We start from the raw sequence: 19,278 nt of genomic DNA, 5'->3' as shown, positions 1-19,278 counted from the left end.
TCAATCAAGACCTTGCAAAGTCGTAGAAAACCGCGCAAAGACAGGCAACGTCGCACCCTGGCACAGAATCCATGGTACTTGCTCCGAAGGCAGAGGCCAGAGGTTCGAATCCTCTTGGGTGCGCCAAATTGTTTTCATGCCCTGAAAAGTCATATAATGTCTTGAAAGGTATGGACAAAATGCTGTTTCGAACGCCCCCTTTTGGGTCATATACGAGCTGTTGAGGAAATGTGAGTCTGAGGGCTAATTTCTTATCCTCTAGGCGACCATTATTCCAAAGATTCCAAGGGCTTGCGAGAAACGCCAAAGCGTTTCGAAAAGTTTCGTCGAAGTCCTTTTTTGGCTGCCCAACACTGGCCATTTTTTCTTTCAAAAGCAGCTTACTGGATTCGAATTCACCGATGCGCCGTTCATAAGCGGCGATCACCGTTTGGCTGCCTGCATCAACGATCCGGTCGAGAAGCCCCTCAATTTTGCGGTCGATTTCTCCCAGCTCTTTTTCAATCACCTTGCGTGATTGCTCCGCGTTCAACGTCTGCGCGTTCCACGCATTGCGGAGCGCAGCCGTCGCAAGATCAATGAGCTGCTTTGCAGGTGTGATGGATTTGAGCATTTCCTCAAACGCAGCTTCCACCTTTGCGCGCGCATAGGATTTACCGCGCAACTCGCACTCACGCTGTCTGCAAAGGTAATAGGGATAAGCCGCACCCATGCGGCCTTTGCTCCAGTTTGCGGTCAGTGCATGACCACAGCACGGGCAGCAGATATGTCCGCGCAGCGGAAAGTCGCTGCTAACATCGGCGCGGGCTGCACCGCGCGCCTTGCCTTTCAAGCGTTCCTGAATCTCATTGAATGTTTCGATGCTGACGAGCGGCTCGTGCTTGCCGATCCGAGGTGAAAGATTCCAAGACGGCACAAAGACGATACCTGCATAGAGCGCGTTCGTCAGAATTTGCTTCACGCGCTCGTTCGACACTTTGCCATTGCGCATCTTCGGCACAGCCGGTTGCAGTTCGAGATAGCGCATCACTTCGGCTTGGCTGGCAAACCGTCCGCTCGCAAAGCCTTCGAGCGCTTCCTGTATGATAGAGGCCAAAGGCTCGTTGTGTGCGAGGATTTTTCCGCCGCCTGACCAACGGGCATATTTGTAACCCCACGGCGCTTGGAATGTCCAAAAGCCTTGCTGCATACGTGCAGTCATGCGGTTGAGCGTCTGTTCTGCGTTTTTCTGGCGCGCGTGCTGACTGACACACGCCAGCAAATTCTCCACAAGCTTGCTGTCGGAATCTTCGCCAAACTCGATGGACGGTGATTCCAATGCCGCGCCGGTTGCGCCGATCTCAGCTCGAAGCTGCAAATGCGCATCGATCCCGCGCGCGAGGCGCGAGATGTCATCGATCACAACGACATGGGAATGTTTGCGTGTTGAGCGCAGAAATTTGATCATCGCATCCATGCCGGGGCGTCTTGCGACGCTGCCCGACATATCGTCTTTGAAGACGTGGACGACTTCATAGCCCTTATGCTCGCAAAACAGGCGGCATCGTTGCTCTTGTGATGATAGGCCGTCAGTCCGCGTCGTTTGCTGAGCAGACGATACGCGGCAATAAATCACGGCGGTTTTTTGTGGCACATGTGTCATGGCGCAAAATCCTCGGTTAGGTTTTTGGTGATCGCGCCATCGCGCTCATTCTGAGCGCCGAGGTCAACAGTCATGGCCTTGCCAAGAAGCAAAATCATACCACTTTCACCCCCATTTTGTGAAGCGCGAATGTTACGATTTTCGATGACAAGTTGCTCTGGGTGCACGCCCCACGCGGCATCGACAAAGGCTTTCATCATGTTGACGACGATGAGGATTGCTTCCTCTTTCTGCTGGTCAGTCATTCCTTCAATATCGGCTACAAGCGCCCGATATTGATCAAATTCAGCAGACGAAATTCCGACAATCTCATTCATCACAATCACCATCACGACTGTGCTTGGCATACCCAAGCAGCGTGAAAGTGATTTTGGTTTATGGTCGAATCCAACGTGGGGAAAACTGGATCATCGCCATCAGTTTGCGCCACATTATATTACAATTATACGCACATTTATATCAAAGTTGCAAGTTTATCCGCAGAATTCTGCCGTTCTTAGCGTTCGAGGCCGCGATCTTTGTCCCTCATCCGTTGCGCAACCTTCATGATCTTAGAACAGCGCAAATGATGCTCTTGCTTCACCTGATACTTCGCCGCCTTCCAAAGTCGGTCGGTTGGATTGTCCTGCCCGAAGCTAGGTTTCAAATCCATTGTATTGCCCTGCTTGGTAAGCAGCTCGCCATATTTGGATTGCGTAAGGCTCGGCTCACATTCGCGAAAACGCTTATCCATACGACGCATTGCTTCGTCGAGACGCGCTTGAACATCGGAGGAGCGCACCGATTCTGCCGACGCTCTGTTAAAGCGCGGAGTGATGATCGACGTATCGCTCATTCCGAGTTCCCTTTGTGCAGGTCGCGCACATCGCGCACCTGATTTTTCCACGGATCGACGGTGAAGTAGGGAACCGCATAGCTGATCAGCAGATGCGGCATCGATGCCACGCGGATCACTTGGCGCGTCGGGCCAAGTGCGATCACATCGCCCGCTTGCAGCACGGGACGCTTGTTTTCGGAAAGGTTGGCGTTGGCAGTTTGCACAACTCCGCCAGAGTGACTGACACCACCTTGCAGGATGGTTTTCATCCCCGACCAAAGTTCGATATCTTTCAGGAGATCGGGCTCCCACACCGATTTCATGGTGAGGATGCCGACCTGATCCTCAATGTCTTTCACTTGCTCCCGCGACCATTGGCTTGTGAGCGAGTTGCGGCCTTGAGCAAAAAACCAGTAGCTTACGCCAAGACCGCGATACAGCCGGAGCGAGCGCAGGATGCTTGGCACGCGCGGAAGGTTGGCGAATTCATCGACTATGAATGTCGTACGCACTGGCCCACGTGCAGCCGCAATCGTTTCCGTCATCATGCCGATCAACATTGCTACCCACGCCTTCGCGACATCGATGCGATTGGCAGGCAGGATGATATAGATCGTCAGCTTCTCGCGCTTCGCGCGGGTCAAATCGAAATCATGTGATGCGCAGGCATCGCCCAGCGACTTCCCCGGCTCAAATGCATTGAACGCGGTAGAGGCTTCACTGCGGATGGCCTCCCATTGCTTTTCGGCATTCATACGCATCGAGTCGAACGACATGGCGCGCCGCTGGATGGATTCAATCTCGCACGTCACCATGAGCGAGAATTCCATCGTGAAATGTTCGTCATCGCCATTGCAAAATCGCCAAATCTCCGAGAGCGTGCAGCGTTCGGGATGAAAGCGCGCAAGATATTCGGCGCGCATTGCGGTAAGCTCGATTGCGCCCTTGCGCGGCCAGTCCGCACCAGAGGCGCGCGACGGTGCAGGCAGAGCAATTTCACAGATTGCTTCCGCTTCACCATCCGGTGAACCGCCACTCTGCACCACTTCGATCAACCGATAGAACGGGTTGATGTTGGTATTCGGCAAACCGTGAAGCCCGTAGGGATTGAGGTAGATTGCCGTCGTGCCAAGCAGCTCTTCGCGATGCTTCGCAGATGAAAATGCCAGTTCGCCATCTTTGACATCGACGACGATCAAAGTGCGATCACGGGTGTGACAGAGCGCCGGTTGAATAAGCGCGGTCCCTTTGCCGCCGCCCGCACGATTGTAGGTGAGGAGTGATTCCTCACCATTGTGAAACAGGAAATGTCCGAAGTCTCCAAACGCGCCGAGGAACAGGCCTTGGCTATTCAGCATTCCAGCATTTTCACAGTCTTCCAAATTACCAAGCCGCCCGTCGCCAAGTGCACCGGACGGTTTCGCATTTTGCATTTCCTCTTCGAGTTCGAGCGCACGATCACGCGCGGCGCGCGCGTGATCGGCTTCGTTCATTTGGCGCACGAGCGCGCTTGCGCGCTCAGCCCAGTTCAGAAAATTGCCGCCGCGCATATCAGTTGCGCTCCCGCATGAAGGCGGGTTCGGGCGGTAGAGCTATCGGCGGCAACGCATCAATCCGTTGACGAAGTGCATCCTCACTCGGCAGTTGATTGACGAGGCCTGCTAGATCGATGCTCGCACTTTCAATCGTGGTGCTCTGCAAACGATCAGCCGCGATGCGACGTTGACGTTCAGCTTCTGCAAGCGTGGCATCGCCAGAACCTGGGGTGAGCCAGTTTTGCAACTGGCCCAATCCTTCTGCTGCGTTTGCAATGCCAACATTGCTCCCGCTGGATTGCATTGCTTGGCCCATCTGGCGTTCAACGTATGCGCCGCGAAGCCGATTGGCCGCATCGGCTTGTTGCAAGTTGATGGCGAGCGAAGATTTGTAGGCTTCGAGATAGCCCTCAACAATACGGCCATACTGGGCGTTGCGCTGTTCGTATGCCGCACGCACGCCATTCACATAGGCTTGCACTTCGCCATCAATGGCACCTTCATTCTCTTTCACTTCACCCGCAACATCACCGACATACTCGCCAGTGAAATCTTGCGGACGCCAGCCTTCGGGTGCGAAGCGGACGGCAGCAAAAAAACACGCCGCCGCAGATCACGACTGTGATTGCAGTTTGAACGGAGCTGGGAATACGACGGCGACGACGCTTTGCCTTATCCGTTTTTCCGCGCGGCGCAGCAGTCGGCGCGATTTCATCGCAGACTTGGCGCGCTCCGTTTTCGTCATAATCCAATCGATATTGAGCAGTCATAGTGAAGCCTCCAAACCGGAAAATTCCGGTGGAGGCTTCACATCATTGATCACCACGCTGAGTGGGGCAAACTCGGGATTCAGCGGAGCACATCTTTTGCCGCCGCAGGATTATGCGCGGCGAGCGCGATCCAGAGCAGTTTGATCCGTGCCGCAATTTTCGGTGACGCAGCCAGCTTGCGCGGATGGACGCGGCCAGCCAGAAAATCGCCAGCCCATGATGCTGAACAATCGTCGCCGAAAATTCCATCAACATCGACGCGATGCAAATCGATTTCGATGCCATCGTGATCGATCACGACCGCTTCGCACTCGATAATGCGATCATAAACCCAATCAATTAGGCGGCGGCGCGAAACGCGCGGCGCAATTCCTGCGTAAGCAATCGCCAGATTGAAAATGGTGTATGTCTCCCGCAGAATTTCTGCGCTTGGAACATAGATGATTGATGGCCCTTGCGGACGGGACGGGCCAGCGGCTTCAACGCCATTGGCTGGGGTAAAACTGCGAATTTCCATCGCTTTTGCTCCTCAAGATGGGGAGCGGCCGCGCTTGGGTCTGCCAAGCCCTGATCAGTGATTTAGTAATGCCAGACGGGCTGTCTGTGGTCGTCCGGAGTGTTTCCGGAATGATTCCGGAGCTTTTCCGGACGCGTTTTGGCAAAGTTTCTTCAAATAAATCTTGATGTTATGCAAAATACTATGATATATTATTACACAAACCAGCGGGGAGAATGCCTATAGATGACAATTTCACTTAAAGCGCAGTTCGATAGATCGAACATTGGAACAATCATTGAAGGAATCTACGATAATCCGCATTCGGAGATTGGACGTTTTGCTCGGACATTTTACATTGATCAGTTCGAAGTTTGTTTTGATCATCAAGGTCGCATCCATAGTGATGACGGACCCGCGATTATTGGCCGTTCATCGATGAACCCTGACGCCTTTTTGAATGCGTGGTATCAAAATGGTGATCTCCATCGCCTCCGCCAACCAGCCATTGATGCATCGAACGTTACGCACTCCCGAGGAATGTCAGTCCAAGAGTGGTATCAGAATGGTGTTCGCCACCGGGAACGTGGACCTGCGGCTATTCAATCTTACTGCGGCATATCCGGTCCATTCCGCGAAAAAGAAGAATGGTACTCGAACGGCCTTCTCCATCGCATAGGCGGCCCTGCGGTTAAAAACTTCAACTCGTTTACCAGAGAGGAATATGCTGCTCACTACCGGGCGGGTGAAAAGGTATCTGAGCAAACCACATTCAGACAGATGACCTCTCACCCACAGGTCCGGTTATAGGAGAGTTTCTACATTATATGGCGAGACTCGCGCCGAACAGGTCACGATAACTCGAACGGCTTCCGCGCACATAGCTTCTACGCTACACCTTTCGCAGAAGGGTGATGCCAGCCGATGGATGTCAGAGATTTTCAAAAACTAGCCGGAATTTTGAAATTCGATTTTGACTCCCGAGACAATAGAGCCGCGAAGGCAGACTCGCTGGTTGCCCGCATGGTGAATGCCTTTCAAAAGCTTCCGGTCAGGAAGCGTGGTGAAAAGTATCAGGAATTCCTCGAATTTTCTCGGCCTCACGCGCTCGATTTTGGTTATTCGCTTCCAAGCATCGACGCGGTGGCGCGAAGGCAAATTAGCAACCACGTTACCGATGCGAAAAGGGATGGCGCATCTGTCAATTTTGTTCCGATGATGCTGTTCTATCAATGGACAGAAACGCGACGCGAGTTTCTGGCTCGTCTGGAGGAAGGCCGCGAACTGCACGAATTCATCGCCGACTTCCTTGATCGTGAGCAATCGCCGGAGCCTGTCTTGCCCGCGCGGGAAATGCGTAGAATTCTCGTCATCGCGGCGAGCGGGCGCGGGGAAATCGAAACTCGCGATGTGAACGAAATTGCCGAACGGCTTTCACGGTACGGCATGATCGTCGAGACGATTCTCGTCGATGGAGCAAATGCCGAAACGGTGGCTCGAACGTTGCCCAGACGCATCGACGATGTGACGCTCTCGGTAATCTGCCTGTCTAACGCCCTTATGCGAAAGCCATGGCAGCAGACAGAATTTCAACTGGAATTGCGCAACGCGCTTGTACGTGACGGTGAGGTGATCGTGCTTGGCACTGATACGCCACTTACCACGCTATCATCCAAGGATATCGACACCGACCTGCTTTTGACACTTGAGCTTAGCTACGGGCCTGACAAGTTATTCGAAGAACTGTCGCGCGCGGTGGCGAAACGTAGCAGCGGCTTTGAGGCCTTTGCCAATCTCAGAAAATTGATCCGTCATAAGCATGACGGCATGAACTTTCTCGAAAACGAGCTGAACCAACCGCTCGACCGCACACAATGCCGCGACCTTGGCCTTGCCATTATGGACGTGGACGGAATGACCAATATCAATCGGACTTTCGGCGAGCATGTAGGTGATGCTGTTATCCGCCGCATTGAAGATACGCTCGTTGATTTCGCCACCATGCATGGCGGCAATGCAGGCCAATGCGGCGATGATGAATTTTACCTTGCATTACAAGGTGATGAATTCACCGAATTGATGCCGAAAGCAATCGAGCGCCTTGCCATCATCGAATGGTCAAGCATCGCTCCCGGTCTTTGGGCATCGCTCAGCATCGGCACGGCGTTTCGTTCAAAAAATTCAGACGAACCTGGCATTGATGTCGCAATCCGCGCCATGCTCGGGATGAAAGAAGCCAAACGCTCCGGCAGCGGGGGCGTTGTAACAGGGCCAGCCTTGCTACCCCACACATCGATGTTTGATCGCTCGAATGCCCTTCGGCGTGGTTTCTCTTAGCGTAAACCGCTGTCACCAAATTGCCGACATACCATCGGCTAGCGGCAATATTAACTGCCATTTGTGCTCCCATCGCGCACAACAATCGCGAGCTGAATGTTTCCGACCCTTGCGCCCGTCCGCTTTGCTCGGGCGCGCAAGCCCCGGCCCGCACCACTCATTTTCAATGACCGAGTAGGGGCGTTGCGCGCGCAAATCGGCGTGCGCCGCCGGTCTCCATCAGCCGCGCGAATGGTCGTGCGGCATAACAAAAGGAGACCATCATGGGACTTGATATGTATGCCCACTCAATGCCGAAGGACGATGACCGTCCACCTGTCGATTTCGATATGGAAGGCTTACACCTCGAAACCACACCGCGCATTCACTGTTGGCGCAAGCATCCGAGCCTTCACGGCTGGATGGCTGGCGTCTATTACCGGAAAGGCGGAAGCGACGATGATTTCAACGTCAACACCGTTGAACTTTTGCCGGAGGATATTGACGCCCTTGAGCGCACGATCCTTGACGGCACATTGCCAGAAACATCCGGCTTCTTTTTCGGTGAAACGAATGGTGAGGAACGCGATGACGATCTCGAATTCATCCGCAAATGCCGTGATGAATTCGTGAAGGGCCGCACGATTGCCTATTACGCATGGTGGTGACGCCAAAACGCGAGGCTATGGTGACATCGCCTCGCGCTAGATTTTTCCGATCATGGCTGATCACGCGTCGCGCTTCGGTGTGCGACGCTTGTATTGCCGCTTGGGTTGTACTGCGATTGCCGATGGCGCGACCAGCGACGGCGGTGATGGAGCGCGCGGCATATTGGCGCGCTCCATCATCGACATACCGAGCACGATGACTGCGAGCGGTATCAATTCGATGATAGCGCCAATCGCCAGAGCACTCAGCGTGGCGTCGGGATACATTCCCAAATAGGCGATGTTCGAGACGACCGGAATTCCCGGCAGCGGACGTTCTTTGAGCGCCGCGATATCGTCGAGACCTTCGACGAGGGCATCTGCGATGCCGTCGAAGTTTTGCGTGATCGCGTTCGCAGCGGCGACCGGCAGGCCCGCCGCGTGCCAATCTTTGGTCAGCGATTCCGAGGCAGCGATCAGCGCTTCGGCAGCAAGCGCATCATTGATGCCGCGCATCACACGCTGCCATTCGTCAGCGAGCTTGCGCGCATCGACCATTTTTTTGCGACGATCATTTTCGGAATCGATCACGCGCCGCAGATCGATCAAAATTCGATCTGCGCGCGCAAATTGACGCGAAAGATATGCGCGATTTGCATAGATTGAATTGCGCGCACTTTTGCACCCGTCAGCGATGTTGCGAAGCGTGATCGCAACGCGCCCGACATCGCCGCCTTCGCGGCTGAAAGCGCCGGTTGCGCCTTCCTGATTGCTCATCGCAGCACCGACATTTTCGCAGTCGATCAGAAATGGTTCGCGATTTTCAATCGTCGAAACTGCCCTGCGGCGCAGTTCCGTTTCGGTTTTGAATTCCTGATGCGCAAATTCCACATGTGCGCGTTCGCCGGCAGGAGCGGCGAACACTGACGCAGCCGCCAGCAAAAGCAGGGCTGCGATCACGGAATAGCCTCCAAAGAATCCGGTCTTGGCGAAACGTCGCTGCGACATTGGCAGCGTCGGAATATGTTTGATCGCGATATAGCTGAGCGCGCTCAGCCCAATCGAAATCGCGACCACCGCGAGCACCGTTTCAAACCACGCGAGCGGCGTCATCGCGCCTGCGCTCGAAACTAGCTCGCTGATCCACACGCCTGCCATGCAGGCGGAGATAAAGTGCAGAACGAAGTTCACGATCAGCAAAGCGGAGATATTTGGTTGTTTATTCATAGCGGTTTTCCTTTCCCGCCGATGTTTGTTACCAACCAAAAATCGAAGTGGGGAAAAGTCGCGCAAAGCGCGTCACAGCTTTGAAAATTTGCTCGTAAAATCCGGCATCGCGCGCAAAATGCCCATCACGAAATTCCAGTGGTCACTGCGCGTCGTTTTCGCGTGCTGATATTTCCAAATGTAGAGCAAGCGTTGCGTCACGCCATCGGGCGCACCTGCCACATTCAGAATGTCGCGCTGCATATCGGCATTCGTGCGCGCCAATTCCGCTTTGAATTCCTCTGACATTTCGCGCGTGAAGGAAATGCGCGTTGCAGTGTCGGGATCACGCGGACGACCCGCGCCCTTCTGGCGCGATACCATGCGCTTCGAATATGCATCACAATCCGGCAAAGCCGACCAAAGTTTGACCACATGATTCCAATGTGAAGGACGCGCGACGTGAACGCGGTTCGCGATCCAGTCATTGACCAAAGCGATGGTAAGGCCATCGGGGATTGGCGGGTGCGCTTCCAAAACACGGCGCGTGGAAAAGCCTGTCCGTTTCCAGTGATGGCGCAACGCCGTGCGCATCTCTTTCGTTATCGGTTCGGGTGCTTCGTCAAGAGATGCAGGAATCATGAGCATCATCGCCTTGAAGAGGCTTCTTGCGGCTTCTCATGCTGTTTCGCGCGGCGATGACCTCCTTGGTTTTCAGCGCGAGCAAAGCATCCGAAATCTGCGCAAGCCATTCCGTTCGCCGTTCACGCGAAGGGGGCAGATAATCCAAGGCGTTGAACTCATGGGCGCGCTCTGGGTAATCCCGCTTCATACGGTAGCAATGGGAGTGGATTGACATGGCCAAGGTCGGATCAAGGGCATGGAGTTGATCCTGATACATAACCTTGGCCTTGATGTACGGGCCATAATAGTGATTCATGAACGCGATTGGATCGCACCCGAAATCATATTGATACTTGTCGCGCTTGAGGTAGGTCACGGGAGCCTTTTCGGGCAAAGGCAACCTGCCTTGGAGGTCGTCCTTCAGAGAAATCAAAGCGTTCAGAGTGCTCGCAATAAACTCTTCTTCGAACACAGGCTCCTTTTCAAATTCGGTTTTGATTATTTGATATATAGAATCGGTCAATGTCATGTAATAAAATTACATTCAATTTTATAACCATTGATTAATATTTCAGTAAAAGGATACAAATACTCCGCTACAATAAACTATATCGCATTTTATTTAAATGCATTGCAATATTTACATATTATTCAAATCGAACCTTTAAAATCATTTACATGGTTCAGGAACGAGTCTCAGGTAACGGCAATTTCGACATCGATGCGATCCGCATGGCGGCAAACGCGATGGAGAATCCACCTGCGGTGATCGGACAGCCGTTTGTTGATCCAGTGGCCGATGCCTTCGCCGCCGATGTTCAGGATACGGCGGATGAGATTCGTTATAACCCCGGCTCAAATTTGGCCGAAGAAGCCATGCAGATCATGAACGCACCGGGCGCGGCCAAATTGGGAGCTGGTGTCTTGGCTGACCTTCGCGCAGCCGTTCAACTGCAAGAAGAGAAAGCCGCGAACGGAGCCGACGCATTCATGCGCGGTGATCGCGTGTGGGAAGAGCGCAAAGAAGACGCCAAGAAGGAGCGCGCCGAGCAAGCCAAGATAGCGGATTTTGCTGATGATGCGCAAAACGCAACACAGCGCCGATTGACCGAGCGAGAATGGGATGAAGGCTCCCACGATTTTGCCGGTGAACGAATGACCGGTGCCGAGATCGATAGCTTGATTTCATTCATGCGTAGTCCAGCAAACCGCCAACGGCTGATCGAGCAACGCGCCCGTGCCAATGGCATATCGACGGATCAGGCGACGCGCGATGTTGATAATGGCCTTCGCTACACAGAATTGTTCCGCAAGGTGCAAATGGGCAATGCCACCACTGCTGAACGCGCTGAATTTCAACGTCTTGAACGCGACCCGGCCACTCTTGAAGTCGTCCAAGATGCTCGCAGCCTGTCGCGCGGTGGCGAACTTGCCCCAGACATTATCGCATCAAACCGAGCGCGAAACGGCGACATGGCGATTTCCGTTGCGGGCAGACAAGCGCAGCTCGATACAGGTTTCGCCTCTGCTGCTCCACCGTTGCGTGCAAATTTTGCATCCGCTCTGGCCGCTACATCTCCTCTCGATTCGGCTCCGCCGCGTATCCAAATCGCAGCACCAGCGCCACCGCCTGCGCCGCCGCAAGTTGCGACGGCAGGCTTTGACGTTTGATCTATTTCTAAGTGTCGATACGCATAAAGTGAACGGCGAGGATTACGATATAGGCCAGCCAGATCACAACAAACGATACGGTCATCACATAAGGAAAGCGATGGCCCGCACGGTGAGCTACATCTTTGCCATAGGCTTGCGGCCACCGGAGATCGAGCGCAACGACGTGGCGCACAATCAAATCCTCCCATGACGTTTTGATATCTCGCAATGAGCACATCGATGCGTGAACGCCGATGAAACTGCCGATACCGACCGCCAGACCCGCGCCGCCGATGAGGAAAAGCAGCCATATACGCAGCAAATTATATTGCCCGACCAACCATGCAGAATCCGTGGGCGTTGTGGGCGAGGCTACTGGCAAGCCGCTAGACACCAACAAGGCCATCGCCGCGATCAAGATAGCCTGAAACGCGAGTGCTGACGAGAGTCGCTGAAATGTGATTCCATCCTCGCGCTTGATCTCGTCGCGCAGAAATTCATAGGCGATGAGATTCGGATCGTTTCGATCCAAATGGGAGTTGGTCGCCATATTCAGCTTTCAATACGAGGATGTTTATCGCGGCGCGATGGCGGCGAGCGTGGTCACGGTGGATGAGGAACCACCGCCAGACGGTGCTGATGCGGCTGCAACGCGGGTCGCGCCCAAACGCTCCAACGCTGCCGGAGTATATTCGATGCTTGCCAGTTGGACGAGCATTTCAGGCGCGGTGTTATCTTGACGGGTGGCAATTGCACCGAAGCCTCGGCTCAAATTACCCACCACGACAATCGGGCGACCGTAACGCAGCGTTGCACCACTTCCGAACACGGTATCCGCAACGACCATCGGGCGCGTTCCGTCGGATGCCTGGGTTGTGATCCAATTGTCGAAACGCCCACCCAACAATGCGTCGCTCGGCACTTCGGATCGACGCGCATCGAGAATTCGAACATTCGTCAATCTGGCGGCTATACAAACCTCAGTCGATTGCTCGGCGCGCGGATTGTTCCCTTCGATTTGATAGCCAACAGATCCATCAGAATTTGAGGTAACAGTGTTCACCCATCGTTGGGTGGTGACCACCGGACGGCCATCAACGAAGGTTCCGCGCTCTGCTACGCGATCACCAATTATCATTGTTCGCTGCCCTTCGGCACGGAGTGCCGTGTTCATATCGGCCATGGGCATACACTGCCCGGATTGCAATTCTGCATGAGCAGGAGTCGCGCACGCGAGCACGAGGCCCATTGTCGCCGCTGTCCCGAATGATTTCATCGCATTTGATAAAGTAGCCATCGCAAGCTCTCTTGTTATCGTCTCTGTTTCACTTCATGGCGTCTCGTATTCCGTCCTTTGTGAGACTCTTTTTACTTGGCTCTATTCGCTACGTATGGTATCTTTTGGGCGTTGAATTTGGCGGATTTCTGTCTCGGTGAGGTTCCCCTTCGGGGTCGAATGCAAGAGTCTCACAAAGGACAGTTTGTGAGACTCCGCCGGAGAGGCCTCGATGACACCCGAAAAACCAAGGAAACGCCTGCCTTTGCGGGCCAAGAAGGCTGTGAAGAGGGGCATTCTGCCCATGCCCGCCGCGCGCCCAAAGGCGGGCGGCGAAGTAACGAAAATGGTTGGTTATGTCCGCGTGAGCACCTGCGAACAGAATACCGACCTTCAATATGATGCCCTGACCAAAGCCGGATGCGACCCGATCTATGAGGATCGGATCACGGGCGTCTCGTTGATACGCGACGGGTTGGATCGCGCCCTTGCTGATATTGGCAAGGGCGACAAATTGGTCGTGTGGCGATTGGATCGTCTCGGACGATCGATCCCACACGTCATGACCATCGTTGCCGAACTCGCCGATAAGGGCGCGAGCTTGCAGAGCATCGGCGAGGGGTTCGACACCGGCAACGAAGCTGGCGAACTTTATTCGACGATCCTTGCTATGATCGCACATGTCGAGCGGCGCATGATCGTCGCGCGCACCAAAGCCGGATTGCAGGCCGCGCGAATGCGCGGCGTCCGTCTTGGCGCGAAACCAAAAATGAAACCATGCGAGATTGCCGAGGCCGCATCATTGATGCGCACCGGCCTAAAGGCCGAAGCAGTCGCGCACCGATTTTCAATCAGCCGCGCGACCTTGTTTCGGCATCTCGCATTGATGAAGGACACTCACGTCCACGACGTGAGCAGCGAGCGGGTGCATTGAACCCGCGAGCAAAACCAAATACAAACGTGTCGGTTCTACCGACTCCGCAATAGCCAGATTACGCGATAGCGTGATCCGCAAGGTGTCGATGGTAATACCATCGCGACCTTGGCAAGGGGCACCCGCTGCGCGTGCCCCGTTGCATCCCCACCGGCAAACCGGCCTCTTACGAATCTCCATCCGATTGCCCAGATGCCAGCACTGCTGGTAAGGGCAACCCGTTCAGGAGATCGACGAAGCCGGTGCAACGTATGGCCGTTGCATCACCAGTCAGGCGGAGCGTTCCAGCTCCCCCGACACCCACACGACCAAAGGGAGACTTCGTTCTCCCTTGGAACCCATCGACCAACCCTGTGCGGATTGGATGCGCACCATCGTTATCGCCGATGGACCGTGAGCAGGGGCGTGCCTGCCCCTTGCAACCCAGCCCTTGAAGTTCACAACTTGTTCGATTGATGCCGCATCCGTATGATGGCGAAATGCAATTTCGGGCCGCTCATTCCATTGATCCACTATCGAATGCACGCTCCGTTGCCGATCCAGCGATCAATGAGGTGATCGACCTCGATACTGGCGAAATCATGGACGCAAAGGCGCTGATTGAATCCTTCAGATATGACGATCTGGTTATCGAGCGCGGCGAAGTTTTGAGCCGGATGCAGGGCAAGCGACCGCGCTATATTTGCGACACATGCCATGTTCCCGTCTATCTTGTTTCAATTGCCGCGCGGCGCGCGTTCTTTTTCCGTCACAGCACAGAAGATGGATCTTGCCCCGCTCAGACCCGATCACCACTCACCTATGATGAAATCTGCGCACGAAAATATCATGGATTGAGAGAAAGCGAGCCGCACAAGCGCATCAAGGCGCTTGTGGTTCGCAGTCTTTCCGCCGACCCGATGTTTCGGGACATCAATCCTGAAAAGAAATGGGCGGCGGCCAACGATCCAAAAAGATATCGGCGACCCGACGTGCAGGCCGACAGCGACGCAGGCAAGTTGGCCTTCGAAGTGCAGCTATCGACAACATTTCTGAGCGTTGTCGTCGGCAGGCGTGATTTTTATCGCGACGAAGGTGCATTGCTCGTCTGGGTCTTCGGGAATTTTGATCCCGCATATCGCTTGATGACGACCGACGACCTCTTCTTTGCGAACAATTCCAATATCGTTGTGATCGACGAAGAGACCACTGCAATCTCGGAAGCTACGCGCAAATTTCATGTGCGGTGTCACTATCGGCAGCCCGTGCGAAAGGGGGCGGAAATTGCCGATACATGGGCGCACGCCATCGTCGCCTTTGCAGAGCTGGTGCAAGATCGCTTCCAACAGCGCGCTTACTATTTTGATTTTGCAGGAGCGGAGCAGGCGCTCAGGGATGAGATTGAAGCGGAAGCAATTTCTGCCATACGGTTGGACGAGCAAAACGACCGCGATGAATTTATCGCATTTTGGCTTGAGCATGGCCGGAATTTCAAGCACACGGAGGCGAACCGCGCGCGGTGGTTCGCAATCAAAGAACGCCTCGCTGCGCGAGACATCAACCTTCCCGATTTTCCTGACAACGACATTGAAACTGAAGCGATGGTCAGCAGCTTGTTAAGTGTGCAAGAAGGCGTGCCCGTCACATACAAATTGGGCAAACTGATTCAGATCGCGCATCAGATCGCTGAGAGCCATCCACGATTGCTCGTTGCGTTCGGTCACGCCCTCAACATTTATGACATGCGCAAATTGATTGCCGATCAAGACGTATCACGAAAATGGCATGACCGGCTGAATGGCAAGGGCGATGAACCTGGCATCGCCGCGCGGTTGCGCGAACGCGATCCTGCTTTTGCGCCCGATGCTGACCTCTTGCCCCTTATGTCCTTTCTCTTCCCCGAAGTGGCCGAGAAAGTGCGCAACTACATTGAAAACTCAATCGCCTCTTGAAGCGCGAGCCACTTGTCATGCTAATATCTCCCAATGCCTTATGATTTTCACAATTTATCAGATGCCGATTTTGAAGACCTCGCACGTGACCTGATCGGAGCCTCATTGGGCGTAAGGTTTGAGGCATTCGGTGCAGGCCCAGATGGCGGCATCGATGGTCGCCATGCCAAATCGGGTAAGACGATAATCCTTCAAGCAAAACACTACCGCAAAACCGCAATCACAGGGTTGTTGGCAACCGCACGCAAGGAGCGGGCGAAGATTGAGGCGCTTGCACCGGAACGATACCTGTTCGTCACATCCAAATCGCTGACACCGGCAAACAAGGCCAAGCTTCAAGATGCGCTTGGCGATTTGATCACGCAGCCGTCCGACATAATCGGGTGCGAAGACTTTAACGCTCTTTTGCGTGCCCATCCATCGGTTGAGCAATCCCACATCAAGTTGTGGCTATCGCAGTCCGCCGTCTTTGAACGAATTTTGCGTTCGGGCATTTTCAATTTCACGTCGGGTGCGAGGCAAGACATCGAGCGGAAGGTTCGGGTGTATGCGCAAAATCCGAGCTTCAAAGAGGCGCGTGACATCTTGGAGAAGCGGCATGTCTTGATTGTCGCTGGACCACCCGGTGTTGGCAAAACGACGTTGGCGGAAATGCTGAGCTACGCCTATATCGGCGAAGAGTGGCAGTTCGTTGCGATCCGTAGCCTCGATGATGGTTTTTCATCCATCAACGACGCGAAAAAGCAGATTTTCCTGTTCGATGATTTTCTCGGTCGTGCCGCTCTCGATGTGCGCGGCTTGGCCGCGCGCGAATCTCAAATAGCGCAGTTCATCCGCCGCGTGCAAAATTCCAAGAACGCACGTTTTATCCTCACAACCCGCAGTTACATCTTGGAACAAGCGCGGCAGGTATCCGAACAACTCGCGGATAAACGGATCGATGTCACGCGCTACGTGCTGGATGTCGGGCAATATGGTCGGCGTATCCGCGCGCGAATCCTCTATAACCACCTGTCTGTCTCAGGCCTGAAAAAATCCTTCATTCGAGCCTTAATCCGGTCGGAGAAGATTCCGAAAATCGTTGATCACGCCAATTACAATCCGCGTATCATTGAGTGGATGACCGACGTCATTCACATGGAAGGGATTGAGGCCAAAGCCTATCCGAAACAGTTTCTCGATACGCTTGAGCACCCAGATCGCATTTGGGACACAGCCTTCCGCACCCATATCGAGCGACGATGCCAGCACCTGCTTTTTGCCCTCTTTTTCGCGAGTGAGTTTGGGGTAGGTATCAATGACCTTCAAGCGTCATATGACCCGCTGCATCGACATCTCTGCCAGCAATACGGTGCAGAGTTCGGCCCGAAGGATTTTGAAGAAGCCCTGCGGTCGCTGGAAGGCAGCTTTGTCAAAATTTCCTCTGGCGAAGTGAGTTTCATCAATCCCAGCGTGAAAGACTTCTTGAACGGTTATCTGAGCGACAAACGGTTGCTTCTCGAAATGTGGCCAGCAGTGCAGACCGCGCGAAACGCGGAAGCACTGTTATACAAGCTCGAAAAGTGCGAAGACATGACTAACGGCGACGGTTGGCCGCTCATGAACAATCTCTTGCCGTTTGCACGCCGCATTCCAACGATGCCAGTCTATGCGCCTTCGCACAGCTATCCTCAATATCTGACAACGAGAGATATTGGTTTGCCGCGTCGCATATCGCTTCTCCAAAAATTTTCGCGATGGTTCAAAAACAGTAACGAATTTCTTGACATTGCAATCGCAGCGCTCGGCAATAGAGACAGCCTGATTGAATCATCGGACGACATTCACGAACTTGCTGAGGAACTGCATTCACTCGGCTACGACGACGATCCCCAGTTAGACGGGCTAAAGCAGACAATCATTGAACATTTGCAGTCGCGTCTTCGCGAAGGCCTCTCGATTGAAGAGTCAAATCGGGTTTCAGAATTCGTCAATGAGCGCTCAGACCGTTTGCCCAATGAGATCGTTGCAGCAACGCGCGACGCGGCAGAAGAATCCATTCGCAACGTTTACAGTGAGATCGCAGGCGCAGATTCGACGTCTGAGCTTGATGATCGTGAGACCGCTCTCGATGATCTTCAGGCCCGCTATGGGTTCAGCATTTCCTCCGCGATGAGTGCAATTGAAGAACGACGCGACCAATTGTCTGAATGGGAGGCCGTTGACGAGCCGTCCTTTGATGGCGGGGACCGAAGAGCCAAAGAAAAATTCGAAGATGAGGAATTGAACGGCCTTTTTGTAACGTTGCTATCCTAACACCCTTCCTTCCACTGCACCCTGAGTTTCATCCGCGAATGTGGCTGAGGTCGTCGTCCCGTCAACGAGCGGCCCGATCCATTCGCCTTCATTGCATTCAGGCTCCCGTGTTGCCCGTTTCGCCTGACGGCTGACAGTCCGACTTTCCCCCAGCATGTTCCCTTCGCGTCCTCAGGATACAGCGAAAGGAGATCAGGACATGACCACTTCATCAAAAGAACGCATCGACGTTTACGGAGCTATCACCGATCAAATCATTGCCGCAATCGAAGCCGGAGCCGAGCATCCGCAAATGCCTTGGCATCGCGCAGGCGGATCAATCGAACGTCCCACCAATGTCGAAAGCAAGAACGCCTATCGCGGCGTCAACACCGTCGCCCTTTGGGCATCGGCATATTGCCAGCAATTCGATCATGGCCTTTGGGGCACATATCGCCAGTGGCAAGGACAAGGCGCACAAGTCCGCAAGGGCGAGAAATCCTCCATCATCATTTTCTTTTCTGATCTTCAACCGCATGAGCGTGATACGCAATCATCCGGCGATGATGATGATCGCGGCAATCGGTTCTTCGTTGCCCGTGCATCGCGCGTGTTCAACGTCGCACAAGTCGATGGTTTCGAGCTTCCTGCAATCGAACCTTCCACTGATCGCATCGATCCATGCTTTGCCGCCGAAGCGTTCATCGCATCAACAGGTGCAAACATCACCGTTGCCGGTAAACGTGCATTTTACAATCGGGCAACCGACAGCATCACGATGCCGGATCGTCATCGCTTCGTTGGCACGAAGACCAGCACCACGACCGAAGGTTGGTATTCCACATTGCTGCACGAGCTGACGCATTGGTCAGGCGCGGAGTCACGTTGCGCGCGCACCTTCGGTGAACGCTTTGGCGATGATGCATACGCGATGGAAGAAATGGTTGCCGAGCTTGGCGCTGCATTCCTCTTTGGTGATCTTGGCATCACCGCAGAACCACGCGCCGATCATGCCGATTACATCGGTCATTGGCTGCGCATTCTGAAAGGCGACCGCAAAGCAATCTTCACGGCGGCGAGTGCTGCGAACAAGGCTGCCGAATATCTCCTGAGCCTGACCTCGAATGACATCAGGGAGGCGGCCTGACGGCCGCCTT

Annotated in this window: 20 protein-coding genes; 8 read left to right on the top strand and 12 right to left on the bottom strand. The window is 54.1% G+C overall.

The window, feature by feature from the left end; genetic code table 11:
- Positions 1-4: 4 nt before the first annotated feature.
- The 6 genes from ABL922_RS03650 to ABL922_RS03625 all read right to left on the bottom strand — a co-directional run bounded on the left by ABL922_RS03650 (position 5) and on the right by ABL922_RS03625 (position 5,281).
- On the bottom strand, positions 5-1,633 hold the full coding sequence (locus ABL922_RS03650; RefSeq protein ID WP_349022844.1) for a recombinase family protein: 1,629 nt from the start codon (positions 1,631-1,633) through the stop codon (positions 5-7).
- A gap of 5 nt (positions 1,634-1,638) precedes the next feature.
- Positions 1,639-1,971 (bottom strand): hypothetical protein, encoded by a 333-nt coding sequence (locus tag ABL922_RS03645; RefSeq protein WP_349022843.1) that lies wholly within the window; start codon positions 1,969-1,971, stop codon positions 1,639-1,641.
- A 167-nt stretch (positions 1,972-2,138) separates the two neighbouring features.
- Complete coding sequence (locus ABL922_RS03640; protein ID WP_349022842.1) at positions 2,139-2,477, bottom strand: hypothetical protein; 339 nt, start codon at positions 2,475-2,477, stop codon at positions 2,139-2,141.
- Positions 2,474-4,009, bottom strand: coding sequence for a type IV secretory system conjugative DNA transfer family protein (locus ABL922_RS03635; protein ID WP_349022841.1), 1,536 nt, complete (start codon positions 4,007-4,009; stop codon positions 2,474-2,476). Before ABL922_RS03635 ends, ABL922_RS03640 begins: the two co-directional genes overlap by 4 nt.
- 1 nt (position 4,010) lies before the next feature.
- Positions 4,011-4,508: a hypothetical protein gene (locus tag ABL922_RS03630; protein ID WP_349022840.1), complete on the bottom strand. Its 498-nt coding sequence runs from the start codon at positions 4,506-4,508 to the stop codon at positions 4,011-4,013.
- 335 nt (positions 4,509-4,843) lie between these two features.
- Positions 4,844-5,281: a hypothetical protein gene (locus ABL922_RS03625; RefSeq protein ID WP_349022839.1), complete on the bottom strand. Its 438-nt coding sequence runs from the start codon at positions 5,279-5,281 to the stop codon at positions 4,844-4,846.
- Positions 5,282-5,506: 225 nt separating this feature from the next.
- Here ABL922_RS03625 and ABL922_RS03620 point away from each other — a divergent pair, with 225 nt between their 5' ends.
- Complete coding sequence (locus tag ABL922_RS03620) at positions 5,507-6,070, top strand: hypothetical protein (RefSeq protein ID WP_349022838.1); 564 nt, start codon at positions 5,507-5,509, stop codon at positions 6,068-6,070.
- A 138-nt stretch (positions 6,071-6,208) separates the two neighbouring features.
- Here ABL922_RS03620 and ABL922_RS03615 read toward each other — a convergent pair whose 3' ends face one another.
- Positions 6,209-6,583: a hypothetical protein gene (locus tag ABL922_RS03615; RefSeq protein ID WP_349022837.1), complete on the bottom strand. Its 375-nt coding sequence runs from the start codon at positions 6,581-6,583 to the stop codon at positions 6,209-6,211.
- Positions 6,584-6,706: 123 nt separating this feature from the next.
- Here ABL922_RS03615 and ABL922_RS03610 point away from each other — a divergent pair, with 123 nt between their 5' ends.
- Positions 6,707-7,597, top strand: coding sequence for a diguanylate cyclase (locus tag ABL922_RS03610; RefSeq protein ID WP_349022836.1), 891 nt, complete (start codon positions 6,707-6,709; stop codon positions 7,595-7,597).
- A 263-nt stretch (positions 7,598-7,860) separates the two neighbouring features.
- On the top strand, positions 7,861-8,244 hold the full coding sequence (locus ABL922_RS03605) for a hypothetical protein (protein ID WP_349022835.1): 384 nt from the start codon (positions 7,861-7,863) through the stop codon (positions 8,242-8,244).
- A gap of 60 nt (positions 8,245-8,304) precedes the next feature.
- On the opposite strand, the gene ABL922_RS03600 is transcribed toward ABL922_RS03605, so the two are convergent.
- The 3 genes from ABL922_RS03600 to ABL922_RS03590 form a co-directional block, all read right to left on the bottom strand.
- A complete protein-coding gene (locus tag ABL922_RS03600) occupies positions 8,305-9,450 on the bottom strand; it encodes a hypothetical protein (RefSeq protein ID WP_349022834.1) in 1,146 nt (381 codons plus the stop codon).
- 72 nt (positions 9,451-9,522) lie between these two features.
- Complete coding sequence (locus ABL922_RS03595; RefSeq protein WP_349022833.1) at positions 9,523-10,071, bottom strand: hypothetical protein; 549 nt, start codon at positions 10,069-10,071, stop codon at positions 9,523-9,525.
- A complete protein-coding gene (locus tag ABL922_RS03590; RefSeq protein WP_349022832.1) occupies positions 10,052-10,582 on the bottom strand; it encodes a hypothetical protein in 531 nt (176 codons plus the stop codon). The genes ABL922_RS03595 and ABL922_RS03590 overlap by 20 nt, the downstream gene beginning before the upstream one ends.
- Positions 10,583-10,731: 149 nt before the next feature.
- On the opposite strand from ABL922_RS03590, the gene ABL922_RS03585 reads away from it, so the two are divergent.
- Positions 10,732-11,724: a hypothetical protein gene (locus ABL922_RS03585; protein ID WP_349022831.1), complete on the top strand. Its 993-nt coding sequence runs from the start codon at positions 10,732-10,734 to the stop codon at positions 11,722-11,724.
- A 7-nt stretch (positions 11,725-11,731) separates the two neighbouring features.
- Here ABL922_RS03585 and ABL922_RS03580 read toward each other — a convergent pair whose 3' ends face one another.
- Together ABL922_RS03580 and ABL922_RS03575 are read right to left on the bottom strand one after the other, a co-directional pair.
- A complete protein-coding gene (locus ABL922_RS03580; protein WP_349022830.1) occupies positions 11,732-12,256 on the bottom strand; it encodes a hypothetical protein in 525 nt (174 codons plus the stop codon).
- Positions 12,257-12,280: 24 nt separating this feature from the next.
- Positions 12,281-12,889, bottom strand: coding sequence for a hypothetical protein (locus tag ABL922_RS03575; protein WP_349022829.1), 609 nt, complete (start codon positions 12,887-12,889; stop codon positions 12,281-12,283).
- Positions 12,890-13,286: 397 nt separating this feature from the next.
- On the opposite strand from ABL922_RS03575, the gene ABL922_RS03570 reads away from it, so the two are divergent.
- The 4 genes from ABL922_RS03570 to ABL922_RS03555 all read left to right on the top strand — a co-directional run bounded on the left by ABL922_RS03570 (position 13,287) and on the right by ABL922_RS03555 (position 19,268).
- Positions 13,287-13,916, top strand: a complete 630-nt coding sequence (locus ABL922_RS03570; RefSeq protein WP_349022828.1) for a recombinase family protein — start codon at positions 13,287-13,289, stop codon at positions 13,914-13,916.
- 455 nt (positions 13,917-14,371) lie between these two features.
- Positions 14,372-15,847 (top strand): DUF6035 family protein, encoded by a 1,476-nt coding sequence (locus ABL922_RS03565; protein WP_349022827.1) that lies wholly within the window; start codon positions 14,372-14,374, stop codon positions 15,845-15,847.
- A 33-nt stretch (positions 15,848-15,880) separates the two neighbouring features.
- Positions 15,881-18,142: an ATP-binding protein gene (locus tag ABL922_RS03560; protein ID WP_349022826.1), complete on the top strand. Its 2,262-nt coding sequence runs from the start codon at positions 15,881-15,883 to the stop codon at positions 18,140-18,142.
- Between the two features lie 199 nt (positions 18,143-18,341).
- A complete protein-coding gene (locus tag ABL922_RS03555) occupies positions 18,342-19,268 on the top strand; it encodes a zincin-like metallopeptidase domain-containing protein (protein ID WP_349022825.1) in 927 nt (308 codons plus the stop codon).
- Positions 19,269-19,278: the final 10 nt, after the last annotated feature.

This window comes from Sphingorhabdus sp. (genome assembly GCF_040079335.1).
Taxonomy (GTDB): domain Bacteria; phylum Pseudomonadota; class Alphaproteobacteria; order Sphingomonadales; family Sphingomonadaceae; genus Sphingorhabdus_B.
Note: the sequence above shows the minus strand (reverse complement) of the source record. Positions and strands in the feature narration are given on the sequence as shown.